This is a genomic window from Variovorax sp. 22077 (assembly GCF_052044195.1).
GTDB lineage: Bacteria > Pseudomonadota > Gammaproteobacteria > Burkholderiales > Burkholderiaceae_C > Variovorax > Variovorax atrisoli.
The window spans coordinates 153,324-179,625 of sequence record NZ_JBQEQC010000010.1 but is presented as its reverse complement, the minus strand read 5'-3'; the positions used below and the strand labels follow the sequence as shown (position 1 = coordinate 179,625).

The following is a 26,302-nucleotide window of genomic DNA, read 5'->3' as shown; positions in this document are numbered from 1 at the left end:
CAAGACGCCCACTTCAGAAGGACCAACATGATCGAGATTTACGCGTATGCGACACCCAACAGCGTCAAGGTGCCTATCGCATTGGAAGAACTGGGCTTGGGCTACACGCTGCATCCCGTCAACGTGACGCAGGGCGCGCAGAAGCTGGAGAGCTTTCGCGCGCTGAATCCGAACGCGAAGGTGCCCGTGCTCGTCGACACCCACCCGACGACCGGCGAACGGCTGGTATTGAGCGAATCGGCCGCCATCCTGGTGTACCTCGCCGAGCGCCATGAGGGGTTGTTGCCCGCCTCCGGCCCAGAACGCGCCCGCGTGTTCGAGCAGCTTTTCTTCCACGCCTCGGCTGTCAGCCCGAGCTTCGGCAACGCAGGCTTCTTCACCAAGCTGGCTGCCGAGCCGCAACCGCTGGCGCAACAGCGCTTTACTGCCGAAGCCGAACGCGTGACGGCGTTGCTCGATGGGCTGCTTACCGAGCGCACCTTCGTTGCCGGCGACGAATACAGCATCGCCGATATCGCGAATTTCGGCTGGTTCTGGCGGCGTGCCTTCGCAGGTATCGCGCTGGATGCCTACCCGAACCTCTCCCGCTGGTTCGCCAGCGTCGAACAACGACCGGCCGTGCAACGCGCCATCGCGCGCGTGGACGCGATGGCCGCGGCCTGAAACACCCCCAACTCGAAGGAACCATCATGTCCCGCTTCAACGACTACCAAAACGCGTACCCCAACGCTCGCCTGACTCGCTCGCCTGAAGGCGTGCTCGAAATCACCTTGCATACCGACGGCGGCAAGCTGGTCTTCAACGGCCACACGCACGAGCAGTTCGTCGATCTGTTCCATGACGTCGGAAGCGATCCCGACAATCGTGTGGTGATCCTCACCGGCACTGGCGATGCCTTCATGGATGCGATCAGCCCGGAAGGCTTCGACTTCTTCACCCCCCGTGGTTACGACAAGATCTACCGCGAAGGCAAGAAGGTGTTGATGAATATCCTCGACATCGAGGTGCCACTGATCGCCGCGCTCAACGGCCCGGTGCTGCTGCACTCCGAATACGCGCTGCTGGCCGACATTGTGCTGGCCACGCCGGAAACGGTATTCCAGGACAAGCCGCATTTCGACTTCGGCATCGTGCCCGGCGATGGCGTCAACCTGCTGTGGCCCGAAGTCATCGGCAGCGTGCGCGGCCGCTATTTCATTCTGACCCGCCAGCAGCTCGATGCGCACACCGCCAAGGAATGGGGGGCCGTCAACGAAGTCGTGTCCGCCGACTGCCTGCTGGCGCGCGCCCATGAGATCGCCGACGAGTTGGCGAAGTTGCCGCCGCTCACCGGTCGGTACACCCGCATCGCGCTGACGCAGAAGCTGCGTCGGATCGTCGAAGAAGGCGCGGGCTACGGTTTGGCGCTCGAAGGCATCAGCGCCGCCGAAGTGGCGCGCTCGATGAATCGGCCCGCCTGATGTTCATGGCAGGCAGGTCCGTGCTGCGGACTGCTTGTTCCTCCTTGATCCCTCCGGTCTTTTTTTCTGGAGAACCTCCCCATGTCATTGCAAGAAAAGCTCGATGCTTTCAAGGCCGACTTCCAAGCCGGAAAGCCGCCTTACAACGTGCCGCCGTCAGTCATCGAAACCATGCGCCGCGCCACCGCCGAATTGATCGCCTCCGGCGCTGCGCAGAAGGCCTTGAAAGCCGGCGACAAGGCCCCGGCCTTCACGCTCAACGACGCGAACGGCAAGCCGGTGTCCTCCGCCGACCTTCTGCGTCAAGGCCCGTTGGTGGTGACGTTCTACCGCGGCGTCTGGTGTCCCTACTGCAATATGGAGTTGCAGGCACTGCAAGCCGCGCTGCCGGAGATCCGGGGCGCCGGTGCCAACGTGGTGGCCATCTCGCCCCAGCTGGCTGCCAACAGTCGCAAATCGGCGCGCCAGAACGAACTGGAGTTTCCGATCCTGTCGGACGTGCAAAACGATGTGGCGGCGGCATTCGGTCTGCGCTTCGAGCTGCAGGACTACTTGGTCGAACTCTACAAGTCATTGAAGAACGACCTCCCCGCGTTCAACGGAGATCCGAGCTGGACGCTGCCGATGCCGGCGCGCTACGTGATCGCGCAGGACGGCACCATCGTCTACGCCGAGGTCAATCCCGACTACACGCATCGCCCCGACCCGTCTGAGATGCTGCCGGCCATCCGCAAGGCTGCTGCCGGAACCAACTGAACAGCGTTCGCCTATGGCGAACGCAGAAGGAGCAAGCATGTCCCGAACTTTTCTCATCACAGGCGCCAGCAAGGGCATCGGCCTTGCTCTTTCAAGGCGGCTCGCCGCCGCGGGCCATCAGGTGGTCGGTCTGGCGCGTACCGCGCCGGAAGATTTTCCTGGCACTTTCATTCCGGTTGACCTGGGTGATGACGATGCAACGCATGCTGCGCTGGACAGCGTCGCACATCGCTTCCCCCTGGACGGTGTGGTCAACAATGTCGGCCTCGTCCGTCCTGCTTTGCTCGCCGACGTGTCGCTGCCGGCACTCGATGAGGTCATGCGCGTCAACCTGCATCCTTCGCTGATGGCTGCCCAAGCAGCATTGCCCGGCATGAAGGCAGCTGGCTGGGGCCGCATCGTCAACATCTCCAGCCTGACCATCCTTGGTATGCCGCAACGCACGGCCTATGCAGCGGCGAAGGCCGCATTGGTGAGTTTCACGCGCAGCTGGGGACTGGAGTTGGCCGATACCGGAATCACGGTCAATGCCGTCGCACCCGGCCCGACCGAAACCGAACTGTTCCGTGCCAACAATCCACCGGGCAGCCAGGGTGAGCAGCGCTATCTGTCAGGGGTTCCGATGAGGCGCTTCGGCAAGCCGGACGAGATTGCCGCAACCATCGCTTTCCTGCTGTCGGACGAAGCTGCATTCATGACCGGTCAGACCCTGCATGTCGATGGTGGTGCATCTCTCGGACGCGCGGCGTTTTGATCGAACGCGATGCGCTATGGGCGTGGTCGGACCCGGTAGCAAATGACAGGTTCTGGCCAAACCTAGCCGATGGCTTTACCCTCGCGAAGGAGCCCAAAGCAGCCGTCCTCAGCCCGGCACCTGCCTTTGGCCGTGGCGCGCGGTTGCATCGTCGACACGCATAAGCCAACGCATCAAAGCCGCAACGACCGTTGCAGGCTGCTCTAGGATCGACATGTGTCCCGTCTCGGCTACTGCCACGAGCTCGGCGTCCGGCAGAAATGACGCCATCTCCTGGCTTAGGCTCAAGGGAGTGATCTGGTCCTCACGCCCACATACCACTACGCCAGGAACGTGCATGCGCGATAGCAGGTCACGAGTGTCGACCCGGTTCATCGCGGCCCGTTGCTGCCGGACAAAGCCCTTGCTCCCCACGGTGGAAGCCATGTCGAACAGCAGGTGCAACAGGTCCCGGTCCTGAAGCCTCGATGCGTGAACGATCCGCGCGGCAAACCCTTGAGCGACCTGGACGAAGGTAGCGGTGCCCGCGCCTTTTGCGCCGTCCACGGCTTGGATCATCCTCTCTCGAGCCTGCTTCACTTCCTCGGTATCGGCTCGGGCGCCTGTATCCAGGAGGCCCAACCCGGCAACGCGATCGCCCGCCTGGCGGCACACCTCCTGGGCGACGTACCCACCCAGCGAAAACCCCGCGACCGCGAAGACGCCGGCTGGCATCGCTGCTATCGCATCGCGGGCCGACTCGACGACGCTGTCATGCAGATGGGTGGGAGCGACATGCAACATGCGCGCTCCCGCGATGGCAGTCGTAAGCGGATTCCAGATGCGGGCATCGTTCATCAGACCGGGAAGCAGAAGAAGGGGTGTCGCGTGGTTCATGACCGAGGTTATAACTATGCAGTTGGATGCATAGTCAAGACGGGGTACATGACAGATGTGGATCGCTGAATTCGCGCGCCGCGCGGGGGTGAAGCAGACGACAGTCAGACATTACCTTCGGGAAGGCCTGCTGTCGCCGCGCACGGGGCCCGCCGGCGGGTCGCGGCCTTACCTGGAGTTCACCGAACGCGACCTGCGCCTGCTCTCGGCGATACAGGCGGGCCAGGCTCTGGGCCTGTCACTCGATGAAATCAAGCAGCTCATCGGCGAGCGGCGTTCAGGAAGTGGCCACGCGCGGATGCTCAAGACCTTGACCGCTCAGCGCGACAAATTGCGTGGCAAGGCTGTGGAAATGCAAGCGATGCTCGCCTTCCTCGAACGCAAAATCGCTTGGCTCGAAACGGGCGCGAAGGGACCACCGCCTTCACCTGCAGTCACGCATGCCGCGAAGAGATGAGGTGAGGATGCGACATCAGCTCATGGCCGCATCCGGCCACAGTGTCGTCGTACCACAGGAGACCGCCCGCCATCTATTGGGCAGCAGCGACCACCCTTGCGCAGTGCTCCAACTTGTCTCGCGAAATACTCGGGCGCTGCCAGCAGCTGGCAAAGCTGCACAAGGCGGTCGGCCCTGAGTGACCTTCGGTCGCAAGCTGTGGCTCCACTGTACCCGTCGCTTTAGGCAGATGCAGATCGAACAAATCGAACGAATCTGGCGAGGCGCCACGCTTCCATTAGACACGTGGTCGCTGCGGCAGCCGCTCGCTTACACAGGTTCTTCTCGCCTATTGCGTATTCCGACGAACGTGACCGACGATTCCGCTCTATCGTGACGGGTCGTCATGCGTGTTGAGTTGCGCGTTCCGATTGTAGAAGTGGCACGTTGAGACCGGGATCATCGGTCACGTTCGCGCGGAATGCCCGGTCACGAAAGACCGGAACGGGCGGTCACGATGCCCCGGAATACCCGCCAGGCGCCCAGGTTTACCCAAGGACCGGGGCGAGCGCAGTGCCAGTGGCGCCGCCGTCCACGACCCTGCTTCGCTGTGCGATGAGCCAGGTATGCAGGGCCAGCGTGATCGGCCGGGCACGTTCCTGCCGCATCTGCAGACGCGGTTCGGGCGTCATGCCCTTGACCTCTCGCTCGATGCCGTACGACTGCCCGATAAACTCGACAGCCGTCGCGGCGATGACGCTCTTGCCCACCTTTTCGAGTTCGACGAAGTACCGGCGCGCGTGGGCCATACACCCCTACGATCCATTGCTCCCACAGCGCCTTGTAGCCGCCATAGTCTGCGCATCCGAGCCGCCGAGGCATGGCGACGCTGAGCTAGCCGGTGCTGATCCACAGATGACCTCGAAGCCCGCGGCCCGCAGGAGTAGGCGAGGTATGGGCTCAACGCGCCGGCCAGCGCCGCACGTACCTCCGCGTGCGTGAGATCTTCGTATTGGCAGGCGACCACGTTCCCACCTTGCCGGATGTCAAGACTTTCTTCCAGATCATTCAGAACAAGCTGCACTACGCCGTATCTGGCCAGACCGCGGCTGCAGCGCCAGTCTTCCGCGTGCTCACGAGAACGCAGCAAAGGGGGCGCTCCACCAGGCGCACCTGCTAAGGAAGGTTCTCCCGAAAAATCACCTGGCTGCGCGTCGTCTCCACGCCGCTCAGCGCCTCGCGCTTGTCGCGCAGGTTGGTGAAGATGCGCACGCAGCTCATCAGCGTGGTGTGCGGGCTCTGCGTGATCACTGCGTCCATGCTGCCGTCGATCAGCAAGGCGCGCGTATCGGGCGTCAGGCCGTGGCCGATGAAGATCACCTTCTGCTCGCGCCCCGCTTCCTTCAGGGCGCGCGCCACACCGTCGGACGCTCCGCCGATGTTGTAGATGCCGCCCATGTTCGGGTGCTGCTCCAGCAGCGCGCGCGTCTGGCGGTAGTTCTTGTCCGCGTCGTCCTGCCCTTCGCGCAGGCCCACCACTTCGAGCCGCGGGAACATCTCGTCGATGACATGCAGGAAGCCCGCCTCGCGTTCCTCGTGCGCCTTGTAGCTCAGGCTGCCCGCGATGAGCGCGACCTTCGCCGCGCGCGTGCCGATGAAGCGGCCGATGAGGTAGCCCGCCGTGCGCCCTGCGGCCCGGTTGTCGAGTCCCACGAACGCGGCGCGTTCCGAGTTCGACAGGTCCGAGATCAGCGTCACCACCGGCAGCCCGCGTGCGGCGAGCGCGGCCACCGCCTCGCGCACGGCCGGATGCTCGAGGGCCATCATCGCGATGCCGTCGCAGCGCTGGCCGTGCCGGTGCAGCGCGTCCGCCAGCTCATGCGGATTGAAGCTCTCGATGAACACGGTGCGGCACTGCACGTTGAACGGCGCCCAGTGCTCCTGCGCGTAGCCCACCATGTCGCCCAGCATGCGGATGAACCGGTTGGTGCCCGCCGGCAGCAGGAACACCAGCCGCAGCGGCGGCGGCGTCAGCGCCGCATACAGCGCCGGCCCGGGCAGATAGTCGAGCTCGCCCGCAGCCTTGAGCACGCGCTGCACCGTCGCATCGCGCACGCCCGGGCGCCGGTTGAGCACGCGGTCGACGGTGGCGGTGGACACCTGCGCCGCGCGGGCGATGTCGACCACGCGTGCACGGCGGGTTTCCACGGGTGAAGCAGACGAGCCCGGAAGGGGTGAAGGGTTATCCCTCATACATCAAAAACCATCAAAACCAAGTTTGACCGGGATCATGCATGCTTTTATCTTCCCTGTGGGCTGAATTCAAAGATGCATCAAATCGCATCAGCCGCAGTCCGCAAGAACTCGACGATCACGGAGACAAAATCATGACCTCGCTGACCCGCAGGCGCGCCCTGCGCACGCTTTCCGCCCTTCCCGCCGCCGGCATCGTCACGGCGCTGCCGCGCATCGCGCGCGCTGCCGAGTTCTCGTACAAGTACGGCAACAACCTGCCGCTGACGCACCCGCTGAACATCCGCGCCCAGGAGGCGGCCGAGCGCATCGCCAAGGAGACGAAGGGCCGGGTCGAGATCAAGATCTTCCCCAACAACCAGCTCGGCGGCGACACCGACATGCTGGCGCAGGTGCGCTCGGGCGGCATCGAGTTCTTCACGCCCTCGGCGCTGGTCATTGCCACGCTGGTGCCGGTGGCGGCCATCAATGCCGTGGGCTTTGCCTTCAACGACTACGCCCAGGTGTGGGCCGCGATGGATGGCAAGCTCGGCGCACACGTGCGGGGCGCCATTGCCAAGTCGCGCCTGTACGCCTTCGAGAAGATGTGGGACAACGGCTTTCGCCAGACCACCAGCAGCAAGGCGGCGGTAGCCTCCGCCAAGGACATGGACGGGCTGAAGATCCGCGTGCCCGTGAGCCCGCTGTCGATCTCGATGTTCAAGGGCCTGGGCGCCGCGCCGGCCAGCCTGCAATTCAGCGAGGTCTACTCGGCGCTGCAGACGAAGATCGTCGATGCGCAGGAGAACCCGCTGCCCATCATTCAGGTCGCCAAGCTGTTCGAGGTGCAGAAATTCTGCTCGCTCACCAGCCACATCTGGGACGGCTACTGGTTCATCGCCAATGGCCGCGCCTGGGAAGCACTGCCCGAAGACCTGAAGACCATCGTCGCCCGCGCCATCAACGATGCCGGCATGCAGCAGCGCGACGACATCCGCAAGCTCAACGAATCGATGGTGGGCGACCTGCAGGCCAAGGGCCTGAGCATCAACCGTCCCGCCGCCGAGAGCTTTCGCGCGAAGCTGCGCGAGTCGGGCTTCTACGGCGAATGGAAAGGCCGCTTCGGTCCCGAGGCCTGGGCGCTGCTTGAGGGCGCGGTCGGCAAGCTGGCCTGATCACCCATGGCGCATGAATCCACTTTCGAGGCGGCCGCCTTTGCCGGCGCTTCGGCCAACCCGCTTAGCGGCATGGCGTCGCGCATCGACCGCGTGCTCGGCGCGGCAGTCGAGGCCGTGGCCGCGCTGCTGGTGCTCGCCGAGATCTGCGTGCTGTTCGCCGGCGTGGTGTCGCGCTACCTGTTCCACGCGCCGCTGGTGTGGTCCGACGAGCTCGCGTCCATCCTTTTCCTCTGGCTTTCGATGCTCGGCGCCGTGGTGGCGCTGCGCCGCGGCGAGCACATGCGCATGACGGCGCTGGTGCAGAAGGTGCGCCCGCCGACGCGCGCCATCCTCGATGCGTTCGCGATCGCGGCCTCGGTCGCTTTCTTGGTGCTGATCATCTGGCCGTCGATCGACTACGCCCACGAAGAGTCGTTCATCGTCACGCCGGCGCTGGAGGTCAGCAACGCATGGCGCGCCGCGGCCATCCCCGCGGGCCTCGGCATCATGCTGGCGATGGCACTGCTGCGCCTGTTGCGCGTGTGCACCGGCAGGCAGATCGCGCTCGCGCTTGTCGGCACGGCCGCGCTGGTGGGCGCCTTCTGGCTTGCCGCGCCAGTGTTCGCCACCCTCGGCAAGTTCAACCTGGTGATCTTCTTCGTGGTCATCGTGGCGGCCACCGTGCTCTCCGGCGTGCCCATCGCGTTCTCGTTCGCGCTGGCGACCTTCGGCTACCTGGCGCTCACCACGCGCACGCCGCTGCTGGTGATGGTGGGCCGCCTCGACGAGGGCATGTCGCACCTGATCCTGCTGGCGGTGCCGCTGTTCATCTTCCTCGGCGCGCTCATCGAGATGACCGGCATGGCGCGCGCCATGATCCAGTTCCTCGCCAGCCTGCTGGGCCATGTGCGCGGCGGTCTCTCGTACGTGCTGATCGGCGCGATGTACCTGGTGTCGGGCATCTCGGGCTCCAAGATCGCCGACATGGCGGCCATCGCGCCGGTGCTCTTCCCCGAGATGACCAAGCGCGGCGCCAAGCCCGGCGACCTGGTGGCGCTGCTGTCGGCCACCGGCGCGCAGACCGAGACCATTCCGCCGTCGATCGTGCTGATCACCATCGGCTCGGTCACCGGCATCTCGATCGCGGCGCTGTTCACGGGCGGCCTGCTGCCGGCCGTGGTGCTGGGTGCTGCCCTGTGCGCGGTGGTGTGGTGGCGCTACCGCCGCGAAGACCTCAGCGGCGTGCAGCGCCACAGCAAGCGCGAGATCGGCAAGCTGCTGCTGGTGGCGCTGCCGGCCGTGCTGCTGCCCTTCGTAATCCGCGCCGCCGTGGTCGAGGGCGTGGCCACGGCCACCGAAGTGTCGACCATCGGCATCGTCTACGCGGCCATCGTGGGGCTGGTGGTGTACCGCCAGTTCGACTGGAAGCGGCTCAAGCCGATGCTCGTCGACACGGCCTCGCTCTCGGGCGCGATCATCTTCATCGTCGGCTGCGCCACGGCCATGGCCTGGGGGCTCACGCAGTCGGGTTTCTCGCAGGACCTGGCGCGGGTCATGGGCACGCTGCCCGGCGGGGCCTACGGCTTCCTGGCCGTGTCGATCATTGCTTTCATCGTGCTGGGCAGCGTGCTCGAGGGCATTCCGGCCATCGTGCTGTTCGGTCCGCTGCTGTTTCCCATCGCCAAGGCGGCTGGCGTGCACGAGGTGCACTACGCCATGGTCGTCATCTTCTCCATGGGCATCGGCCTGTTCGCGCCGCCCTTCGGCGTGGGCTACTACGGCGCGTGCGCCGTCAGCAAGGTCAACCCCGACGACGGCATCCGCTACATCTGGGGCTACATCGGCGCGATGCTGGTCGGCCTGGTGATCGTGGCCATTTTCCCGTGGTTCTCGACCGGCTTCCTGAAATTCTGATGCACACCACAACAACACACTCACATCCACGGAGCCAAACGCAATGAGTCGATTCCTCGGCGAGATCCGCCAACTGGGCTATGTCGTGCACGACATCGAAGCCGCCATGGACTACTGGAGCACGAAGCTGGGCGTCGGCCCCTGGTTCTACAACCCCCGCGTGCCCATCAGGAACTACCGCTACAACGGCGAGGTGCACGAGCCGCACAACTCGGTGGCACTCGCCAACTCGGGTGACGTCCAGGTGGAGCTCATCCAGACGCGAAACGACGTGCCATCGATGTACCGCGACTTCCTGCGGGCCGGCCGCACGGGGCTGCAGCACGTGGCCTACTGGACCGCCGACTACGACGCCGACCTCGCGCGCCTGACGGCGCAGGGGTTCAAACCCGTGATGAGCGGGGAAGTGGGCGAGCGCGGACGCTTCATCTACTTCGACACCGAGTACCACCCGGGCACCGTCATCGAGCTGTCGGAAGTCGCGGGCCCGAAGGGCAAGATGTTCGAGCTGATCCGCAGCGCGTCGCAGGGCTGGGACGGCAGCGAGCCGGTGCGGCCCTTTCCCGACCTGAGCAAGCTGTGAGCGTGATGGCACCCGAGCGCGTGCGTGCGCGGTACCTGGTCGAGACGCCGCACGACGTCGCGGCCGTGGCGCAGGTGATGGCGGGCGAACAATCGTGCGGCACCTTCACGCGTGTCGAAGGCGAGACCGACGCGCTGCGCGAGCGCGCACGCGCCACGGTCGAGGCGATCACCGAGCTGGCGCCGGCCGAGGCCCCGAGCCTGCCGAACGCCCTGCTCGAGCGCCACGGCGCGCGGGGGCCGTGGCGGCGAGCGCACGTCGACCTTTCATTTCCGGTGGCCAACATCGGCGCCAACCTGCCCACTCTGGCCGCGACGGTGGCGGGCAACCTGTATGACCTGGGCGAGGTGACGGGGCTGCGGCTCGAATCGCTGCAGATACCCACGGGCTACCGCGCACGGTTCGAGATGCCGCGCGCCGGCATCGCCGGCACGCGGCGTGCGACCGGCGTGGCCAGCGGCGCGCTGGTCGGCACCATCATCAAGCCGAACGTCGGCCTTTCCGCGGCGCAGACGGCTGAGCTCGTCGCCCGTCTGTGCGCCGCAGGCGTCGATTTCATCAAGGATGACGAGGTGTGCGCCGATCCCGCGCATGCGCCGCTGGCCGAGCGCGTGCCGGCCGTGATGGCCGTCGTGCGCGCGCATCAGGCGCGCACCGGCAAGCATGTGATGGTGGCGTTCAACATCACCGACGAAACCGACGCGATGAAACGGCATGCCGACCTCGTCGAACGCGAAGGCGGCTCGTGCGTGATGGCCAGCCTGAACTGGTGCGGGCACTCGGGCATCCAGACGCTGCGGCGTCACACGGGGCTCGCGCTGCATGGGCATCGCAACGGCTACGGCGCACTGTCGCGGCATCCGCTGCTGGGCATGTCGTTCCAGGCGTACCAGACGCTGTGGCGCCTGGCGGGGGTGGACCACATGCACGTGCATGGGCTGCAGGGCAAGTTCTCGCAGCCTGACAGCGAAGTCATCGCCTCGGCGCAGGACTGCTTCACCCCGCTGACCCATGCGGCGGACGATCGCGTGATGCCGGCCTTTTCCTCGGGCCAATGGGCCGGTACCGTACCGGCGACGTGGAAGGCCATCGGCAGTGACGACATTCTCTTCATGGCCGGCGGCGGCATCCTCGCGCACCCCGACGGCGCGGCGGCCGGTGTGACGAGCATCCGCCAGGCATGGTCGGCCGCGCGCGCAGGCGTGCCGCTGGCGGACGCCGCCAAGGAGCTGCCCGAGCTCGCCCGCGCCCTCGCCTTCTTCGGCAAGCCATGAGGCCGCGTCCGTCGATCGTCTACTACGGCGACGATTTCACCGGCGCGACCGACACGCTCGGCACCGCGGCGCGCGCGGGGCTGCGCGCGCTGCTGTTCCTCCAGGTGCCCGACGCGGCGCGCCTCGACCGCACGGGGCCGCTCGACGTCCTGGGCATCGCGGGCGCGGCGCGCGCCATGACGCCCGAGGAAATGCGCACGGAGCTTCGCCCGGTGGCCGCCCTGTTCCGCTCGCTGAACGCGCGCGTGCTGCACTACAAGACCTGCTCCACCTTCGACAGCGCGCCGCACATCGGCTCGATCGGCGCGGCCGTGCGCGCGTTGCGCGCGGCGGTGGAGCAGCCATGGAGCGCCATCATCGGCGGGCAGCCGAATCTGGGGCGCTATTGCCTGTTCGCCAACCTGTTCGCAGCCGCGGGAAGCGGCGCGCAGGTGCACCGCATCGACCGGCATCCGACGATGAGCCGCCATCCGGTCACGCCGATGGACGAGCCGGATCTGCGGCTGCATCTGGCAAAACAGGGGCTCGCGGACGTGCGTTCCATGCCGTTCACCGCGGCGTCGCGCGGCAGCGATGCGCTGGATGCCGCCTTGCGCCAGGCGCTGCACTCGCCACCGGCGGACGCGGTGCTGTTCGACGTGGCCGATGCGGTGCAGTTGCGCGCCATCGGGCAAGTGCTGTGGGCTAGGGCGCAAGCCGCCACGCTGCTGGCTGCGGGGCCGAGCAGCGTGGTGGATGCGCTGGCGACGGCGATGGGCGCGCCACGCCGGGACAGCGGCAGTCCACCGATGGCGCGTACCGGCGTGCCACCCGCCCAAGGCCCGGTGCTGGTGCTTGCAGGCAGCCTCTCGCCCGTCACCGCGCGGCAGGTGGCAGCCGCGACATCGTTCGACATCGTGTGGCTTGACGCGCACAAACTGGCGCAACGCAGCGAAGCCGCCGTGGCCGAGCAGGCCGACCTGGTCATCGGCAGCCTGGCGCGCGGTCGCCACGTACTGGCCTGCACGCGCGCGCCCGGCGCAACGCCATCGAACGGTAGCCTGGACGCGCAGGCACTGGCGCGCGCGGGCGGCGACATGCTGGCCAAAGTGCTGGCGGCCGTGCCGCTCAGACGCATCGGCGTGGCCGGCGGCGACACCTCCAGCCACGGCGTGCAGGCGCTCGACGCGTGGGGACTGTCCTATGTCGCCGACATGGGCGCCGGCACCTCGCTGTGCCGCGTGCACAGCGACGACGCCGCGCTGGACGGCCTGGAGATCATGCTCAAGGGCGGCCAGATGGGCGCGCAGGATGTGTTCGAGCGTCTGGTGCACGGCTTCGCCTAGAAGAGTGAGACTTCACGGGCGTCCGAGGGAGATTGCGGTGCGCCAATGCATTCAGGACTTCTGCTCGTGGGGCAGATGGCACACCGCCTCGACGTTGTGGCCATCGGGGGCGATGACGAAGGCCGCGTAGTAGTGCGGATGGTAGTGCGCGCGCAGCCCCGGGGCCCCATTGTCCTGGCCGCCTGCCTCGATCGCCGCACGATGAAACGCATCGACCTGGCTGCGGCTGTCCGCGGCAAACGCCAAATGCAGTGGTGTAGGTGACGCGCCTTCGCCTTCAGCCTGATAGATCCACAGCGAAGGTTTGCCGTGCTTGCCCAGGCTCGCGCCGTGGGGGCCCTTCATCGCGATGCCTACGCCCAACGGCGCCAGAGCCTGCAGGAAGAAGCGTTCGCTGGCTTCGACGTTGCTGGCGCGTATCCCGACATGATCGAACATGAGAAGCACTCGCTTGTGTTGTGTCAGCCGGATGTTGCCACGTCACGTGGCACGCATGCCATCAGCTTGGGTCTGTGTCCGCACGGCCTTTGCCGCGCAGCGAAGTGGGGGTGGCCCCGAAGCGGGCGCGAAACGAGGTGGCGAAGTTGGCGGCGTTCGAATAGCCGACGGCCATTGCCACTTCCGAGACCGTCAATGCGGACTCGAGCAGCAGCCGGCGCGCATGCGCAAGCCTCGCATCACGCACGAATTCGAAGACCGCCTTTCCCGTATAGGCGCGGAACGCACGCGAAAGCCGCTTCTCGTGGGTGCCCACCTGCGCCGCCAGGGCTGGAAGATTCGGTATGTTCGAGAGATCGGCCTCGACGATCTTGAGCACGGCCTGCGCCAGCACGTCGTCCGCGCCGGCTACCGTGCTCTGCGTCTCGTCGTTCGCTTCGACCCGGGCTGCGGACTCGACCACGTTGTGCTGCACTGCGCGCTCCCTGCGCGCGAGCGCCAGGTGCACTGCCACCCGCATCAACACATCCTCGTGCTCCAACGGCGCCTGCAGGCAGTCCACGGCGCCTTCACGCAGGCTCATGAGCTGCTCGGAAAGCGTCGCGCCGACCGTGACGAAGATCATCGGGATGTGCGCGGTCAAGGGATCGGCCTTCAGCAATCGCGCCGTCGACAGGCCGTTCGGCGTACCGAGTGCCACCTCGAGAAGCATCAGCTCGGGTTTGAGCGCCGTCGCCCAGCGATAGGCCTGGGCGTCGGCTTCGCAGATGCTCACGCGGTGCCCGGCCGAACGCAGTGCCGACCGGATCGGCTCCTGCTGCGCGTCTTCGACCGCGACCAGAATCTGGGCGGGGCCGCCGGGCCATTCCAGATGGTCCGCCAGCGAGGGCGACGAGGCGCGCGGCTTTCGCCTGGAAGGAAAGTGAGGCGCGAGCCTCCATCCGTCGGCGAGGCGATGCTGTGAACTCGGGAACATCAAGGCGGGGCAGTCGGGTCGGTCTTGGCTGACCCGCATGGTGCCCAGGGTGCCCGTTCGAAGCATTGCAGTTTTCTGACGCTTCCTCACCGATCCTCACCGTCGGGGGGCGACGGCACGCGAAGGCGAGCGGCAGCAGCTGATACGCGGTCGGCGTCAGGTCGCGAAGACGTAGCCGGTGCCGCGCACAGAACGTACCGGCAGGCGCATGCCGAGCTTTTCGGCCTTGCGGCGCAGCCGGCTGGCCATCGCGTCGATGCGATGCTGGTCGAAGTCGAACACGTCGCCTCCGAGCGCCACGATCAGCTCGTCGCGGCTCACGGTGAGGCTGCGGCGCTCGATCAGACAACCGAGGAACAGGCGCTCCGTGCTGGTGAGCGTCATGCGCCGGCCTTGCGGATCGCCGAGCACCCAGCCGCCATCAAGCAGCGTCCACGTGGAGGAGGTCTGCTGCGGCCGTTCAGGCACTGCCGCGTTGTCGATCGGCGGGCGCTGCAGTCGACGTCCCACGGCCCTGAGCGTCTCGGCCAACTCCAGCATGTTGACCGGCTTCACGAGGTAGGCGTCCGCGCCCTCGCGCAAACCCAGCAGGCGGTCTTCGAGTGCGCTGCGGGCCGTCACGAGCACCACGCCCACGCTCGGCACGGTGCGCAGGTGCGCCACGATGGACAACCCGCTCTCGCCGGGCAGGCCGATGTCGACCACGGCGATGTCGCAGGGCGCCACGGCAAAGCTTCTGTAGAACGCGGGGGCATCGGCAAAGCCGGCGGCCGCGAACCCCAGTTCGCCCAGGGCGAAGACCGCTTCTTCGCGGATGTCGTCATCGTCCTCGATCACATGGACGCGAAGCTGGGGCGTATCGCTCTGGGGTGGCATGCGCGCCAAAGTATAAAGTCGCCGATCGCATGCCTCCCGCACCCGGCTCCTTCTCTGCACCCAGCACCCGGCACCCAGCGCGACCATGGGCATCCCGTTTTCGAGCAACCGTCGTACCCATCGAATTTTGACTTTCACGCAATTGCTGAGGCTGTGGCTGTGCCTCGCGCTGGGATCTCTCGCGCTGCAAGCCCAGGCGCTCGTCGTGTCGGCGTCGGACGGCGCGCAGGGCCCTCGCGCACTGTCGAGCGGGGTGGGAATACAGCGTGACCCGTCGGGTCAATGGACCATCGCCGACGTGGCAGCTGGAGGCGCGCGGCACGGCGGGTTCGCGCCCCTGAACGGCGCGGTCGAAGAAGGCTTCACCCGCGACACCGTGTGGCTGCGGCTGTCGCTTTCGCGCACGCCCGAAGCGCCTTCGCGCTGGCTGCTGCGGCTGCGCCCACCGCGGATCAGCGAAGCGGTCCTGTATTTGCCGGATGGTCATGGGGGCTTCACGCAGGTCGACATCGGCGACCGCCAACCGTTCGCGCAGCGCGAGATTCCGGACCACAACTTCGTCTACCCGCTGCAGTTGTCGACCGAGCCGGTGGACTACTTTCTGAAACTGCGCAGTGACGGCCCTGCCCTGCGCGCCGAACTCGACCTCTGGCAGGCCACTGGTTTCGCGCAGCATCGCACGACGGACTACGCCGTGGTGGGCCTTCTGGTGGGGGCGGCGATCCTGTCCGTGTGCATGAACCTGATCTTCATGGCGTGGCTCAGGGACTCGCTCTATGGCCACTATGCACTGTACGTGGTCGGGGTTGCAGCGCTCACGCTCAACCGCCAGGGCTTCGTGGCGCAGTGGCTGCTCGATGCGCATCCGGAACGGGTGGCGCAGACGCTTCTCGTCGTCAATTGCCTCTTCAACGTGGTCGCGACCACCTTCATGGCGCGCATCTTCGGATTCCGGCAGCACTGGAAACCCGCGGCCATCTTCTTCGATGTCGTGGCTGCGTTCAACCTGCTGGCGTGCTTCGTCGCGCTGACGAGCCACCACCCGGCCGCCGCACCCTGGGTGAGCGCAGGCAGCGTGTTGTCCACCAGCTTCGGCGGCGTGTTCGTGGCCTACCTGCTGATCGTGCGCCGCCAGTGGCAGTACCTGTTGCCCGCTTCGGCGTTCGCCGTCGGCACCATCCTCGGCATCTATGGCCTGCTGAAGCTGTGGCTTGGCGACTGGCTGCCGGGCGCGCAACCCGAACGGTTGTACGTGGTCGGAAGCATGATGCATCTCGTGCTGTTGAACGCCGCCGTGGCCAACCGCACCCGACGCGCGGAGATCGACGTGCGCGTCGAGCGCGACAAGGTGCTGTCGGTGCGGCTGGAGGCCGAGCGTCAGCTCGAATCGACCGTCGTGCGGCGCACGGCCGAACTGGCCAGCGCCAATGCCATGCTGCACGAGGAGATCGCGGTGCGGGCGCGCCTGGAGAACCAGCTGACGCAGGCGCTGCAGGTCGAGCGCGAGGCGATCGCGCAGCAGCGGGAGTTCGTGGCCATGGTCTCGCACGAGTTCCGCACGCCGCTGACCGCCATCGACGCCGCAGCCCAGTCGCTCGAGATTTCGCGGTTGGGCGCACAGCCTGCCGTGCGGTCGCGCACCGAGCGGATCCGGCGCGCCGTGCAGCGCCTGACGATGCTGATCGAGAACGTCATGCTCGCGGACCGCCTGCAGTCGGCCAGCCACTCGATGCGGCTGGGCACCCTCGACATCGTCGAATTGACGCAAGGCCTGTGCGACAGCTTCCACTTCCGGAGCCCTTCACGCATCAGGCTGGAATTGCACGTTGCGGCCGAGGTCTGGGTCCGTGCGGATCGCGCATTGCTCGACATCGCGCTACGCAACCTGGTCCACAACGCGCTGAAGTACTCCGCCGCCGATCGGCCGGTCATCGTCGCGCTGAAGACGGTCGCCGGCAGCGTATACATCGACGTGATGGATCAGGGCGAGGGCATTGCGCCGCATGATGCGCCGCGCATCTTCGAGAAGTACTTCCGCGCCGAGAGCGCGTCCAGAGTTCCGGGCACCGGACTCGGCTTGCACCTGTCGCGCGACATCGCCCGGCTCCACGGCGGCGACGTCGAGCTCGTTGCAACGTCCGAGGCCGGCTCCGTGTTCAGGCTGCGGCTGCCGCTCAGCGCTTGAAGAACGCGAGCAGGTCGGGGTTGATGACGTCTGCATGCGTGGCCAGCATGCCTTACAGAGCGCCCTTGGAGACCTTGAGCGTGCCCTCCTTCCGTGTCACTTCCAGGCTGCATTGCGATCCCGCTGAAGCGGAAACGGAAACCCCATGAGGTCACGGTCCCGCTACCGGCCCGCGTCGTCGGCTGGAGAGTGGACTGTATCGCCACGGTTTTTGAGGAGGCTCAAAACGCTGAGAGCATGGAGCCATGAGCCAGTCGAACAAGTTCTCACCCGAGGTGAGCTACCAGCCGCTGATCGACTTCAAGCCGATCGGACTGGTGTCGCAATCGCCCGGTGTGATCGCCTGCCTGCCGTCGCTCGGTGCGGCCACTTTGCGCGAGGCCCTCGCCGCCGCCAGGAGGCGCCCGGGCGGCATCACCGTGGGCACGCGGGACCATGGCTCGCCCCTGCGCGTGGCAGTGAAGCTCCTGCGCGCGCAATCCGCGCCGGGACATCGCGCATGTGCCCTGCAAGAACGCTGGCCCCGCGACCGTCGCGTTGCTGGGTGATGAAATCGCTTTCGCGCTGGTCGTCACGCCGCGGCTGCTTCCACATATCACGGCCGGAAAGATTCGTGCGCTGGCCGTGACGCAGCCGCGGCGCTCTCCGTTGCTGGCGGAGGTGCCCACGATCGGCGAAGCCGTGGGACTGGAACTCATGCAAGACGTCGTCTTCGTCGCCTGGCAGGGCATGCTGACGCCAGCCAAGGCGCCGGCTGAGGCGGTGGAGCGCCTCCAGAAGTCCGCGGCCGCGGCGCTGGCCCAGCCCGCTGTGCGCGAGCGCCTGAAGGCTCTGGGCACGGATCCGATCGCCATGCCTGCGGGGCCTTTCGCACAACGCATGAAGAACGCGTCGGAGCAGTACCGGCACATCCTCCAGCGCTTCCAGATCAAGGCCAACTGTGCCTCGGACAGGGCATGTTGCGATCCGGGAGTCGCCCATGCAAGGTCTTCGCCAGAGAGTGCCGGTGCCGACGCGCAACCGGGTCTCGTGTGCGGTGGTGATGCCCGCCGATGACCGTTCGGCGCTGGCGCGCCATCGTTTCAAGCCGCTTAAGCCGAGAGCCGATGGACCGAGGCCGCTTCAGGACCTGCGCCGATGGGCCTTTGACCGGATCCTGTCCGACAGACGGCAGGCCAATTTCAAAGCAAAGTCCAGACGCCATGCGTTACACCCTTCTCGAGTCATTTGTTCATTGGCAGGCAGCCCTTGTCGCTCAGCTGGAACGGCACGGCCAGAGGTCGCCGGCGCACTGGGTCAGGGCCAATGGTCGCCAGTTGGCCGTGGTCTTCCATTCGGGCTGGTCACCCGCTCGGTTGGCTGAGCACATGACTGTCGGCGGCGAAGAAGAATCGAGCCAGCTGCCATCCTGACGCCCCGCGCGGCGCCCGAAGGCAGGGCTTGTCCTCCGCGCCCATCAGGCCGCCGCCCAGGGCTTTGTACAGCGCCACCGCATTACCGAACGCGCTGCGCCGCAGATCCAACGGTGCCTGCCTGGCTGCACAGAGCTGGCGCTGTGCATCGAGAAGTTCGAGGTGCCCCTAGGGCCCGCACGAAAACGCAGGCCGGACAACGCCGCACGGCGTTCGGCGCTCACGACCATGCGCGCCTGCGCTTCGAGCTGCATTGCGCACGTCTCGCCCCCCGCCCGACCGTCGGCCACTTCTCGGAAGGCTGTCTCGATCGCACGCTCGTACGCCGCCACAGCGCTGGACTCGCGCACCTCGGCCAGACGCAGCTCGAAGCGCAGCCGGCCGGCCGAAATCAACGGGACGGAGAGCTGCGGCGCAAAGCGCCACGCACGCTGCGCGCCATCGAACGGACTGCCCATCGCCGGACTGGTGTAGCCGAGGGATGCCGTCAGCGAGAGCCACGGGAAGAAGGCCGCCCTTGCAGCGCCGATGTCCGCGTTCGCCGCGATGATCACCTGCTCAGCCTGCTGGATGTCCGGCCGCCGTTTCGACCTCCGCCTTGAACACAGCCGGATTGATCTGGAACAATCCCTGGCCTGCGCGCACCTCCGTGCCCTGCTCGAACCGCCGACGCTGGACGATGCCGCTGACCTGGGGACGGATTTTGGCGACACGCACGGCCGCCGCGCGACCCGGCAGGTCCTGCGTCAGCGCCAGCCGGGCGGCACGCACCGTCATGACTGGGACGATGGACGCTGGCGCCGCAGCCAGCCTGGTTTTGGTCTCTGCGCCGCCGCAGCCAGCGATCAGGACCGATGCCGCGGCGAACATGCCGCCCTGGCGGAGCACAAAATCGATCTGCATGAGTGTCTTCGAGAAGCTGTCGGACCTACGGGAGCAGCAACAAAAGACGATTGTTCAAGGACAGCGTTGGGGCTCAGATGAGCCTGTGTCGAGATTCGATGGAGAAATTCAGGACCAAGGTTCGCCGCAAGCCGACCATGCCCGCCGCGGCCGGGACCTCACCGGTGTCCAAGCCGCCGTCGCCCTTTTCATCGACCGGGAGCGCCCATTTCCAACCGCTGGTCAAAGCCCCTTCGGTGTTCGACATGCCGAACAACGAAGCCAGGAGAAGTAAAAAGAACAGGCAGGGGCGAACGCCCGAGCGGCGAGCCGAATCGGCAACCGGCTCGATCAACAGGCCTGACGGTGTCGCGGCGAGCCGTTCAATCGCGCAGCGTGAAAACCACCGAGAGGTACGACACCGGCCCCGAATGGATCGCCTCGATGCCATGCAGCGCCGTCGCATCGAACAGCAGCGTGTCCCCTGCCCCGACCTCCACCGCTTTCGCGCCGTACCGGTAGGTTACCGCCCCCGACAGGAAGTGCAGGAACTTGAGCCCCGGGTGCTGGAAGGTCACGTACGGTCCGGCCTCCGGCAAAAGCGTCACCAGATAGGGCTCCACGAACAGGTTGCCCGACAAAGAATGCCCCAATAGCTCATAGCGGTAACCCTCCACAGCGCCAATGCGGTCGACCACCAGCCCCTGCCCCGCCCTCACATGGCAGAAATCCGTGCGCCGGGCCTGGTCCCCGAAAAAGCGTGACACCGGCACGTGCAGCCCCTGCGCCAGCCGCTCCAAGGTCTCCACCGAGGGTGACACGAGCCCCCGCTCGATCCGCGAGAGCATCGACGCCGAGATTTCCGACGCAAAGGCGAGTTGCCCGGCCGATAGCCCGGCGGCCATGCGCAATCCCTTCACCTGCATGCCGATGCGCGACATGGATGGATTGCGTGGCGCAGGCGCCGGCCGCTTCGGCCGGACACGCGTGACCGAGGTCGGCAGACGCAGCGGTCGTGCCGTAGGAAGGGGCGAGGCGAGTTGGCGACGCGTCATCTGGATTTCGTGCCCGCAAGGAAGGCCTGAATCGAAGAGTTCTGGCCGAGTTCTCCGGCGCCACCCTCGATCCAAATTCGATACGAGGACGTCGCAGCTGACGTTTTGTACCATAGAAGCGGGTGCATAAAGAAGACCATGCGATGAAAGTCATCGCATGCGATCGACGCAGGATCCCGCACTGCTGAAGGCCTTTGCAGCCGAGCTCAAAGCTCGGCGAGCGGTGCGCGGCTTCAATCAGGAGGAGCTTGGATTTGCATCGGGACTCAATCGCACCTTCATCGCCAAGCTCGAGACGGGCACCTCGAGTCCCTCGCTAACCAGCCTCGTCCTCCTGTGCAACGGGCTCGAAGCAGATCCCGCAGAGCTCATGCAATCCCTCATGAAGCGCTACAAGAAGGAGCTCCGAGCCAATGCGGCATCCGGATAGCTCTTCAGAAAGCTGCGATCTTCGACAGGCGGACGCGGATTCCCGCGCACAGTTGCCCGTCGTTCGGCGCGCCGAACATCAGAAATGATAGGAGAGGATCCACCGCAGGGCGGATCCAAGGGGAAGCCATCGACAGGCCGCGCGCAATAGCATTGGAGGAGGACGCCCGCCTTCTTCCAGACCAGCTCAGGCTGCCGAACTACTTCCATTCGTGCGCACGGCCAGCAAGTACGGTTTGGTTCCTGCGCCAACCGCCTTCACGTCCTTTGGCTGAGCGCCTTTTCAATCTTCCTGTCGGTCTTGTACTGGCCCAACCCGTACACGGCCCAAATGGTCGCCGGCAACCAGCCAATGATCGTGACCTGGAGAACGAGGCAAATGACCCCGGCAATCGGCCTGCCGATGGTGAAGAACGTCAGCCAGGGCAGGATCAAAGCAATCAGCAAGCGCACTTTTTCTCTCCAGATCGTTGAGCGGTCATTCGATCCGCTGGAACTCGAAGCCCCGCATCGGCCAGTTCGACGCCAAGCCATCCTGCCCGGGAAATTTCGAGCAACGATAGACCTGTTCATCCAAACTAAGGCCGGCGGGCCAGAAGCACGATCTCACCACATTGATGAGAATCAATGTAGAGGTTGCGCCAACTTTGGGGTCACTCGCGCAGCGTGAAAACCACCGAGAGGTACGACACCGGCCCCGAAAGGATCGCCTCGATGCCATGCAGCGCCGTTGCATCGAACAGCAGCGTGTCCCCTGCCCCGACCTCTGCCGATTTCGCACCGTACCGGTAGATCACCGCCCCAGACAGGAAGTGCAGGAACTTGAGCCCCGGATGCTGGAAGGTCACGTACGGCCCCGCCTCCGGAGGCAACGTCACAAGGTAGGGCTCCACGAACAGGTTGCCCGACAACGAATGCCCCAGCAGCTCGTACCGGTAGCCCTCCACGGCCCCGATGCGGTCGACCACCAGCCCCTGCCCTGCTCTCACATGGCAGAAATCCGCGCGCCGGGCTTGGTCCCCGAAGAAGCGAGACACCGGCACATGCAAGCCCTGCGCGAGCCGCTCCAAGGTCTCCACCGAAGGTGAAACCAGCCCACGCTCGATGCGCGAAAGCATCGAGGCCGAGATATCCGACGCCAGCGCGAGCTGGCCCGCAGACCGTCCTGAGGCCATGCGCAGCGCCCTTACCTGCGCACCGATGCGTGCAGCAGACAGGCTCCGCACAACAGGGGCAATCGGCCGAGACCGCGCGCGCGTCATCGAGACCGGTAAGCGCAGCGGTCGGGCCGTCGGCAGAGGGGATGCAAGCGTTCGATTGGTCACGAGTAGCAGCCTGGCGCGATCCGATATGCATCGATTCTACGATAAACGTAGAGACTTTGGCGGCCGGCATTACGAGTATCGTAGGGTGAAAATCAGCCCTTCTCGATCTCGTTCGGTCTTCGGCGCTCGGTTGCGACTTGCCAGACTGGCGGCCGGGCTGCCGCAAGACAAACTCGGCGTCAAGGCAGGACTGGACGAAGGAACCGCAAGCGCTCGCATCTCTCGGTACGAGAGCGGAATACACGAACCCAACGTTGCATTTGCGAATCGCCTTGCAGAGGAGCTTCGTGTCCCACTTGCTTATTTCTATTCAACCGATGACGACCTGGCCAAGCTGATCCTTTGGTTCGGTCAGTTGGGTATGAAGCAGCGAAAGTTACTCCTCGAATATGCCAGCCGGCTCAAGGCTACCGATTGAGTGTTGATCGGGAGGAAGCCCTCGGGCCTGAACCGCCGGGTCTAGCTGATTTTAATACGGCGCCCGGGTCTCTAAGGCTACGCTGAAGTAGCTGCCGATTTTCGACAAGCTGAAGGTTCCATGGCTGTTAGGGATCGAATGGGGCTTGCTCTTCGTCGATTCGAGAGGCCTTGCGACCCCTATTCACATTTACGGACGCACCCGTACCAGCGACAGCCCTCGGCACACGTAGATATGGCTAGGGCAAGGGCGGTAAACGCGCGCGTGGCGTTCTTATGCAGCCCACGGTAGCGCACTTTGGCGAAGCCCCACTGCCGCTTGATGATCGCGAACACATGCTTCGCGCGGGCCCATCCCTTGGACTTCTTGCGATTATGCGTGCGCTCGAGTTCATCGGGCACGCCGTTGATCTTGCGCACACGCTGATTCGTGCAGTCTTCGGCCAACGGCACTTTGCTCTCGATGAGCTCCTGCTGGCCAGCATAGGCGCTGTCGCCATACACCTTGATCTCATCGCCGTGCAGCATATCTGGCATCGCCGAAGGATTTCCGCACGTGCCGAGGATGGAAGCCTTCGTGACGTTGCAGGTGGCTGCGGCCCCACGTCGTAGCGAAACCCTGGGGCTGTTCTGGGACCAAATCGACAGGTACGGACGGCAGGCAAAGATGCCTACGTCGAAGATCGGGCGCCCCCGCAAACTCGCACTGCGCACTGAAGCAGTGGTGCTGTTGAAGCAGTTGCCAAGGACGAGCGATCTCGTCTTTGACATCCTCCTCAGGACCTTGCTCGAGGTTTGGCGGCGCATCTGCAAAGCGGCGGGTATCGAGGACCTTCGAATCCACGACTTGCGACACGAAGGCATCCGCTGCGCTGCGGAGTCAGGGCTGTTTCCGACCATCCTGGACTTGCAGGCGTTCAGCGGGCACCGGGACCTGCGCAGCCTGTCCCGCTACACCCATATGTGCACGACAGCGTTGGCGATTCGCGCGGACCAAGCCGAGGCGGTCCGCTTGGAGAAGATGGAGCACAACGGCCGGCTCCGGCTGAAGCAGTCGGCGCTCTCGAATCTGGGCGGCGCAGCGGACACCGTTCGCGTATCCCCATCGGTCCTAGACGCGCCCCCTGCCGACGAGGCAGCGTTGCCGAGCAATGTGGTGGTTTTCCGGGCATTCCGTTCGGCATCGCAGTCCTAGGCCTTCCCACCCGGTGTGCCAAAAATCGGGCTGCTGAAGACTAGCCAAGCACAGCCCGATTTTTTGGGTGAGCGCATCGTCCCGCCAATGACTGCTGACGCGTCTGCGGAACCATTGCCACATTCGGCGGCACAGGTGTCCCTCCTCCAAGCACTTGACTCCGAACGCAAAAGGCGTATATTTCATTCATTCACATGAATGAGTGAAAGATGTATCCCCTTAAACTCAAGTCCCTGACGGGGCGCCCCATCTTGACTGGAGTGTCAGGTGGCGACCGCTGTCTAGATGCCGTAAAGGGACTTCTTCTGGACCACGTCCCGGGTGAGCCGGTCATCCTTGACTTCGTGGAAGTTGAAGCACTCGGCGGAAGTGCGCTTCGACGGCTCATCCAAGGCCTTCAAGCGCTCGCGTCTTGCCAAGGCTCAGCTTTTGTTCTCGCGAATCTGACCGAAGACGCCTTGGCGGAGGCTGACCTGGTGGCCGAGGCCATGCGCCTGCCATACGTTTCAGGCGCACTCGCGGGTGACCAACTCATCTGCCCTGTAGTCCGCGGCCAGTTGGACGAGAAAGTCGCCAAGACCTTGCGCTTGGTACTGCAAGCCGGGGAGGCTGACGCCCAAGCCGTCAGCCAGCTAGCTAACGAGGTTGGTGTAGTGACGGCGTGGAACAATCGCCTGGTCTCACTCCACACAATGGGCCTACTTCGCGAACGCAAGGTAGGCAAACGCAAGCTGTACTCACCTGTCATCGGGGGTCTCGCGTATGGGGGTTGATTTCATCCGCAGCAAACGCTTGCAGCACACGAAGGCTTGGAGCCGCCAGTTTTTCGGCCGCACCATGGACTTGTATGCTGGCTCAGGAGGCACGGCGCGAGAGGTATTTCGAGCGACAACCGCGGCTGGCCACGTGCTTCGACCTGGCGACAAAGTTCTCGTACGAAGGATGATGGATGGCGGTGTTGCCATCACCAGGGACATTAGTCAGGTGGCGACAGTGGAAGCTCCATCACCCGGCTTACTTAATGTTCTGGACCAGCATGAGGGGGTCATGCCCGGGAGGGTCTACCAGAACTTCGATGCAGTCGGAGTCACCGACATCGAGTACGAGGTGTGACCGATGTTGCCGCGCGAAGCTCACGATGGAGCGTGGCTCCTCAAGGACATTGGTTCGGCGCAACCATTACTCGGCTGCCAAGGCTGTGCTGACCAACCCACTTGTGGTGGATTGCACTTGCCGAACGGCACCGCGCTTCTCACTTGTATGGACCACTGTAAGTGTGATGACGCCGCCACTTGCGACTTGGTCTGCCCCAAAAGGCCCGAAACATTCGTCCGGCGCTTCAGAGAAGTCCGCGGCTTCGGTCTCGAGAACATCCCCCGGAAGACGACACCGGAACTTCCGAAGTTGCCGTCGATGGTGACCATCCTCGAAGGGCAGGTCGCACAGCGCCGTCCGGTCGAACTGGAGTTCGCGGCCATCCCGCTGACTCGAGCCCTCACAGGACGAGGTCGCAAGACAAGGGCGAAGACAGCAGCAGAGTTGAAGCGTGACCACGGTGTAGTCGCCAAAACTGGCTGGGTGCTCACTGGCATCGAGGACGACCGCTACGTTGAACGGTCGTGGGGCCTGTCAGGTCTTAGAGAGACCTTCAAGGCCATGAAGGAGGCTGGAGCAATTTTCGCGACCTCCCCGAACTACAGTCTCTACCTCGACTCACCGCGGCAGGACAACTTGCATGCGATGAAGCGAATTGCCTGGATGTGGTACTCGATGAACGAGGCCGGACTTCCAACCGCCCTGCACATCAACGGCCGAACGGACTTCGACTTCGAGCGTTGGGCTGACTTCATCGCGGCTCGGCCGGAAGTGACATCCATCGCATTCGAGTTCCTGACAGGCGCAAAGCTCGGCGTGGATGCCGACCGCTACATTGCCCGCTTGGAGAAGCTCCGGGCCAGCGTAGGAAGGCCGCTTCTCATCGCCGTGAGGGGTGCGGCGGAATATGCCCGACGGCTGGAGAAATCGTTCGAGCAAGTCCTATGGCTGGATGCAACGCCTTACTTTAAGGCGATGCATCGCCAAGAGCCGACGTTCGGAGTAGATGAGGTACTACGGTATCGACCCCGAGGTGGAAATCCGGAGGCACCCATTGGCGCACTCTTCAAAAGGCTTGTCTGTGCCGCCGAGAGGCGATACCACTCATCAAGCCTGAACCTGACGCCTTCGCCTCAACACGTGCTCGACTTGAGGCTGCCGCCCTTACCACCGCAGGTGCGCGCTAACAACGCAGCCCAGCAGTTGCACCTGTTCACGTGATACCCACGGCCTAGCGCTGGCAGGGCCTT

General features: G+C 65.1%; 27 protein-coding genes and 4 pseudogenes. 18 read left to right on the top strand and 13 right to left on the bottom strand.

The features are described from left to right. The first annotated feature begins 27 nt into the window (after positions 1-27). The 4 genes from ACTJLF_RS16600 to ACTJLF_RS16585 all read left to right on the top strand — a co-directional run bounded on the left by ACTJLF_RS16600 (position 28) and on the right by ACTJLF_RS16585 (position 2,970). The gene (locus ACTJLF_RS16600; protein ID WP_440883518.1) at positions 28-663 is read left to right on the top strand and encodes a glutathione S-transferase family protein; all 636 of its coding nucleotides are present in this window, start codon (positions 28-30) and stop codon (positions 661-663) included. A gap of 26 nt (positions 664-689) precedes the next feature. Next, positions 690-1,460: an enoyl-CoA hydratase/isomerase family protein gene (locus tag ACTJLF_RS16595; RefSeq protein ID WP_440883517.1), complete on the top strand. Its 771-nt coding sequence runs from the start codon at positions 690-692 to the stop codon at positions 1,458-1,460. Positions 1,461-1,541: 81 nt separating this feature from the next. Next, positions 1,542-2,216, top strand: a complete 675-nt coding sequence (locus ACTJLF_RS16590) for a peroxiredoxin-like family protein (RefSeq protein ID WP_440883516.1) — start codon at positions 1,542-1,544, stop codon at positions 2,214-2,216. A gap of 37 nt (positions 2,217-2,253) precedes the next feature. Further along, a complete protein-coding gene (locus ACTJLF_RS16585) occupies positions 2,254-2,970 on the top strand; it encodes an SDR family oxidoreductase (protein WP_440883515.1) in 717 nt (238 codons plus the stop codon). 108 nt (positions 2,971-3,078) lie between these two features. Here the strand turns inward: ACTJLF_RS16585 and ACTJLF_RS16580 are convergent, their stop codons facing one another. After that, on the bottom strand, positions 3,079-3,846 hold the full coding sequence (locus ACTJLF_RS16580) for an alpha/beta fold hydrolase (RefSeq protein ID WP_440883514.1): 768 nt from the start codon (positions 3,844-3,846) through the stop codon (positions 3,079-3,081). Between the two features lie 55 nt (positions 3,847-3,901). On the opposite strand from ACTJLF_RS16580, the gene ACTJLF_RS16575 reads away from it, so the two are divergent. Then, a complete protein-coding gene (locus ACTJLF_RS16575; RefSeq protein ID WP_440883513.1) occupies positions 3,902-4,303 on the top strand; it encodes a helix-turn-helix domain-containing protein in 402 nt (133 codons plus the stop codon). 527 nt (positions 4,304-4,830) lie between these two features. Here ACTJLF_RS16575 and ACTJLF_RS16570 read toward each other — a convergent pair. Beyond that, positions 4,831-5,091: an IS66 family transposase gene (locus tag ACTJLF_RS16570; RefSeq protein ID WP_440883512.1), complete on the bottom strand. Its 261-nt coding sequence runs from the start codon at positions 5,089-5,091 to the stop codon at positions 4,831-4,833. A 164-nt stretch (positions 5,092-5,255) separates the two neighbouring features. Here ACTJLF_RS16570 and rhuM point away from each other — a divergent pair. Next, positions 5,256-5,462 (top strand): annotated as a pseudogene (rhuM, locus tag ACTJLF_RS16565) (RhuM family protein); the annotation flags it as partial. Here the strand turns inward: rhuM and ACTJLF_RS16560 are convergent. Next, the gene (locus tag ACTJLF_RS16560; RefSeq protein WP_145761192.1) at positions 5,459-6,535 is read right to left on the bottom strand and encodes a LacI family DNA-binding transcriptional regulator; all 1,077 of its coding nucleotides are present in this window, start codon (positions 6,533-6,535) and stop codon (positions 5,459-5,461) included. The pseudogene rhuM and the gene ACTJLF_RS16560 overlap by 4 nt on opposite strands. Positions 6,536-6,669: 134 nt before the next feature. Between ACTJLF_RS16560 and ACTJLF_RS16555 the strand changes: the two genes are divergently transcribed. Genes ACTJLF_RS16555 through ACTJLF_RS16535 form a run of 5 tightly spaced genes read left to right on the top strand, consistent with a single transcriptional unit; the run spans position 6,670 to position 12,767 of the window. Further along, complete coding sequence (locus ACTJLF_RS16555) at positions 6,670-7,689, top strand: TRAP transporter substrate-binding protein (RefSeq protein WP_145761193.1); 1,020 nt, start codon at positions 6,670-6,672, stop codon at positions 7,687-7,689. A gap of 6 nt (positions 7,690-7,695) precedes the next feature. Continuing rightward, the gene (locus tag ACTJLF_RS16550) at positions 7,696-9,585 is read left to right on the top strand and encodes a TRAP transporter large permease (protein WP_440883511.1); all 1,890 of its coding nucleotides are present in this window, start codon (positions 7,696-7,698) and stop codon (positions 9,583-9,585) included. Between the two features lie 43 nt (positions 9,586-9,628). Beyond that, on the top strand, positions 9,629-10,168 hold the full coding sequence (locus tag ACTJLF_RS16545) for a VOC family protein (protein WP_019658198.1): 540 nt from the start codon (positions 9,629-9,631) through the stop codon (positions 10,166-10,168). Between the two features lie 5 nt (positions 10,169-10,173). Further along, positions 10,174-11,442, top strand: coding sequence for a ribulose-bisphosphate carboxylase large subunit family protein (locus tag ACTJLF_RS16540; protein WP_186475897.1), 1,269 nt, complete (start codon positions 10,174-10,176; stop codon positions 11,440-11,442). Next, positions 11,439-12,767 carry a four-carbon acid sugar kinase family protein gene (locus ACTJLF_RS16535; protein WP_019658200.1) on the top strand — a complete coding sequence of 443 codons (1,329 nt, stop codon included), beginning with the start codon at positions 11,439-11,441 and terminating at the stop codon, positions 12,765-12,767. The genes ACTJLF_RS16540 and ACTJLF_RS16535 overlap by 4 nt, the downstream gene beginning before the upstream one ends. A gap of 51 nt (positions 12,768-12,818) precedes the next feature. Here the strand turns inward: ACTJLF_RS16535 and ACTJLF_RS16530 are convergent, their stop codons facing one another. From ACTJLF_RS16530 to ACTJLF_RS16520, 3 genes are all read right to left on the bottom strand, one after another. Beyond that, positions 12,819-13,205, bottom strand: coding sequence for a VOC family protein (locus ACTJLF_RS16530; RefSeq protein ID WP_019658201.1), 387 nt, complete (start codon positions 13,203-13,205; stop codon positions 12,819-12,821). Between the two features lie 61 nt (positions 13,206-13,266). Then, complete coding sequence (locus ACTJLF_RS16525) at positions 13,267-14,247, bottom strand: response regulator transcription factor (protein ID WP_354412842.1); 981 nt, start codon at positions 14,245-14,247, stop codon at positions 13,267-13,269. A 90-nt stretch (positions 14,248-14,337) separates the two neighbouring features. After that, a complete protein-coding gene (locus ACTJLF_RS16520) occupies positions 14,338-15,057 on the bottom strand; it encodes a response regulator (RefSeq protein ID WP_309937665.1) in 720 nt (239 codons plus the stop codon). 85 nt (positions 15,058-15,142) lie between these two features. Between ACTJLF_RS16520 and ACTJLF_RS16515 the strand changes: the two genes are divergently transcribed. From ACTJLF_RS16515 to ACTJLF_RS16505, 3 genes are all read left to right on the top strand, one after another. Further along, positions 15,143-17,242: a sensor histidine kinase gene (locus ACTJLF_RS16515; RefSeq protein ID WP_440883510.1), complete on the top strand. Its 2,100-nt coding sequence runs from the start codon at positions 15,143-15,145 to the stop codon at positions 17,240-17,242. A gap of 245 nt (positions 17,243-17,487) precedes the next feature. Further along, positions 17,488-17,790 carry a hypothetical protein gene (locus ACTJLF_RS16510; protein ID WP_440883509.1) on the top strand — a complete coding sequence of 101 codons (303 nt, stop codon included), beginning with the start codon at positions 17,488-17,490 and terminating at the stop codon, positions 17,788-17,790. Then, positions 17,744-18,298 carry a Bug family tripartite tricarboxylate transporter substrate binding protein gene (locus ACTJLF_RS16505; RefSeq protein WP_440883508.1) on the top strand — a complete coding sequence of 185 codons (555 nt, stop codon included), beginning with the start codon at positions 17,744-17,746 and terminating at the stop codon, positions 18,296-18,298. The genes ACTJLF_RS16510 and ACTJLF_RS16505 overlap by 47 nt, the downstream gene beginning before the upstream one ends. 287 nt (positions 18,299-18,585) lie before the next feature. Here ACTJLF_RS16505 and ACTJLF_RS16500 read toward each other — a convergent pair. From ACTJLF_RS16500 to ACTJLF_RS16485, 4 genes and pseudogenes are all read right to left on the bottom strand, one after another. Beyond that, positions 18,586-19,238 (bottom strand): annotated as a pseudogene (locus ACTJLF_RS16500) (TolC family protein); the annotation flags it as partial. Beyond that, positions 19,231-19,557 (bottom strand): annotated as a pseudogene (locus ACTJLF_RS16495) (efflux RND transporter periplasmic adaptor subunit); the annotation flags it as partial. The pseudogenes ACTJLF_RS16495 and ACTJLF_RS16500, both read right to left, overlap by 8 nt. Positions 19,558-19,630: 73 nt before the next feature. After that, the gene (locus ACTJLF_RS16490; RefSeq protein WP_440883507.1) at positions 19,631-19,891 is read right to left on the bottom strand and encodes a hypothetical protein; all 261 of its coding nucleotides are present in this window, start codon (positions 19,889-19,891) and stop codon (positions 19,631-19,633) included. Positions 19,892-19,919: 28 nt separating this feature from the next. Continuing rightward, positions 19,920-20,477 (bottom strand): helix-turn-helix domain-containing protein, encoded by a 558-nt coding sequence (locus tag ACTJLF_RS16485; protein WP_440883506.1) that lies wholly within the window; start codon positions 20,475-20,477, stop codon positions 19,920-19,922. A 271-nt stretch (positions 20,478-20,748) separates the two neighbouring features. On the opposite strand from ACTJLF_RS16485, the gene ACTJLF_RS16480 reads away from it, so the two are divergent. Beyond that, positions 20,749-21,021, top strand: coding sequence for a helix-turn-helix domain-containing protein (locus ACTJLF_RS16480; RefSeq protein WP_440883505.1), 273 nt, complete (start codon positions 20,749-20,751; stop codon positions 21,019-21,021). A 257-nt stretch (positions 21,022-21,278) separates the two neighbouring features. Here the strand turns inward: ACTJLF_RS16480 and ACTJLF_RS16475 are convergent, their stop codons facing one another. Both ACTJLF_RS16475 and ACTJLF_RS16470 read right to left on the bottom strand, forming a co-directional pair. Further along, positions 21,279-21,473, bottom strand: a complete 195-nt coding sequence (locus tag ACTJLF_RS16475) for a YqaE/Pmp3 family membrane protein (protein ID WP_093206199.1) — start codon at positions 21,471-21,473, stop codon at positions 21,279-21,281. A 200-nt stretch (positions 21,474-21,673) separates the two neighbouring features. After that, on the bottom strand, positions 21,674-22,246 hold the full coding sequence (locus ACTJLF_RS16470) for a helix-turn-helix domain-containing protein (protein ID WP_440883556.1): 573 nt from the start codon (positions 22,244-22,246) through the stop codon (positions 21,674-21,676). Between the two features lie 124 nt (positions 22,247-22,370). Between ACTJLF_RS16470 and ACTJLF_RS16465 the strand changes: the two genes are divergently transcribed. Then, positions 22,371-22,763, top strand: a complete 393-nt coding sequence (locus ACTJLF_RS16465) for a helix-turn-helix domain-containing protein (protein WP_440883504.1) — start codon at positions 22,371-22,373, stop codon at positions 22,761-22,763. 179 nt (positions 22,764-22,942) lie between these two features. Here the strand turns inward: ACTJLF_RS16465 and ACTJLF_RS16460 are convergent. After that, positions 22,943-23,299: pseudogene (locus ACTJLF_RS16460) on the bottom strand (transposase); the annotation flags it as partial. A gap of 19 nt (positions 23,300-23,318) precedes the next feature. Here ACTJLF_RS16460 and ACTJLF_RS16455 point away from each other — a divergent pair. Together ACTJLF_RS16455 and ACTJLF_RS16450 are read left to right on the top strand one after the other, a co-directional pair. Beyond that, complete coding sequence (locus ACTJLF_RS16455; RefSeq protein ID WP_440883503.1) at positions 23,319-23,957, top strand: site-specific integrase; 639 nt, start codon at positions 23,319-23,321, stop codon at positions 23,955-23,957. Between the two features lie 1,230 nt (positions 23,958-25,187). Then, positions 25,188-26,273: a hypothetical protein gene (locus ACTJLF_RS16450; RefSeq protein WP_440883502.1), complete on the top strand. Its 1,086-nt coding sequence runs from the start codon at positions 25,188-25,190 to the stop codon at positions 26,271-26,273. The last annotated feature ends 29 nt before the right edge of the window (positions 26,274-26,302 follow it).

What these genes read in the sequence shown, in the direction of transcription:
- ACTJLF_RS16570 (WP_440883512.1), bottom strand. Translation starts at nt 5,091, where the DNA reads ATGGCCCACGCGCGCCGGTACTTCGTCGAACTCGAAAAGGTGGGCAAG.
- ACTJLF_RS16535 (WP_019658200.1), top strand. Translation starts at nt 11,439, where the DNA reads ATGAGGCCGCGTCCGTCGATCGTCTACTACGGCGACGATTTCACCGGC.
- ACTJLF_RS16550 (WP_440883511.1), top strand. Translation starts at nt 7,696, where the DNA reads ATGGCGCATGAATCCACTTTCGAGGCGGCCGCCTTTGCCGGCGCTTCG.
- ACTJLF_RS16540 (WP_186475897.1), top strand. Translation starts at nt 10,174, where the DNA reads ATGGCACCCGAGCGCGTGCGTGCGCGGTACCTGGTCGAGACGCCGCAC.
- ACTJLF_RS16515 (WP_440883510.1), top strand. Translation starts at nt 15,143, where the DNA reads ATGGGCATCCCGTTTTCGAGCAACCGTCGTACCCATCGAATTTTGACT.
- ACTJLF_RS16530 (WP_019658201.1), bottom strand. Translation starts at nt 13,205, where the DNA reads ATGTTCGATCATGTCGGGATACGCGCCAGCAACGTCGAAGCCAGCGAA.
- ACTJLF_RS16560 (WP_145761192.1), bottom strand. Translation starts at nt 6,535, where the DNA reads ATGAGGGATAACCCTTCACCCCTTCCGGGCTCGTCTGCTTCACCCGTG.
- ACTJLF_RS16480 (WP_440883505.1), top strand. Translation starts at nt 20,749, where the DNA reads ATGCGATCGACGCAGGATCCCGCACTGCTGAAGGCCTTTGCAGCCGAG.
- ACTJLF_RS16580 (WP_440883514.1), bottom strand. Translation starts at nt 3,846, where the DNA reads ATGAACCACGCGACACCCCTTCTTCTGCTTCCCGGTCTGATGAACGAT.
- ACTJLF_RS16585 (WP_440883515.1), top strand. Translation starts at nt 2,254, where the DNA reads ATGTCCCGAACTTTTCTCATCACAGGCGCCAGCAAGGGCATCGGCCTT.
- ACTJLF_RS16545 (WP_019658198.1), top strand. Translation starts at nt 9,629, where the DNA reads ATGAGTCGATTCCTCGGCGAGATCCGCCAACTGGGCTATGTCGTGCAC.
- ACTJLF_RS16575 (WP_440883513.1), top strand. Translation starts at nt 3,902, where the DNA reads ATGTGGATCGCTGAATTCGCGCGCCGCGCGGGGGTGAAGCAGACGACA.
- ACTJLF_RS16510 (WP_440883509.1), top strand. Translation starts at nt 17,488, where the DNA reads ATGAGCCAGTCGAACAAGTTCTCACCCGAGGTGAGCTACCAGCCGCTG.
- ACTJLF_RS16555 (WP_145761193.1), top strand. Translation starts at nt 6,670, where the DNA reads ATGACCTCGCTGACCCGCAGGCGCGCCCTGCGCACGCTTTCCGCCCTT.
- ACTJLF_RS16590 (WP_440883516.1), top strand. Translation starts at nt 1,542, where the DNA reads ATGTCATTGCAAGAAAAGCTCGATGCTTTCAAGGCCGACTTCCAAGCC.
- ACTJLF_RS16595 (WP_440883517.1), top strand. Translation starts at nt 690, where the DNA reads ATGTCCCGCTTCAACGACTACCAAAACGCGTACCCCAACGCTCGCCTG.
- ACTJLF_RS16465 (WP_440883504.1), top strand. Translation starts at nt 22,371, where the DNA reads ATGCATCGATTCTACGATAAACGTAGAGACTTTGGCGGCCGGCATTAC.
- ACTJLF_RS16485 (WP_440883506.1), bottom strand. Translation starts at nt 20,477, where the DNA reads ATGTCGCGCATCGGCATGCAGGTGAAGGGATTGCGCATGGCCGCCGGG.
- ACTJLF_RS16520 (WP_309937665.1), bottom strand. Translation starts at nt 15,057, where the DNA reads ATGCCACCCCAGAGCGATACGCCCCAGCTTCGCGTCCATGTGATCGAG.
- ACTJLF_RS16525 (WP_354412842.1), bottom strand. Translation starts at nt 14,247, where the DNA reads ATGCTTCGAACGGGCACCCTGGGCACCATGCGGGTCAGCCAAGACCGA.
- ACTJLF_RS16600 (WP_440883518.1), top strand. Translation starts at nt 28, where the DNA reads ATGATCGAGATTTACGCGTATGCGACACCCAACAGCGTCAAGGTGCCT.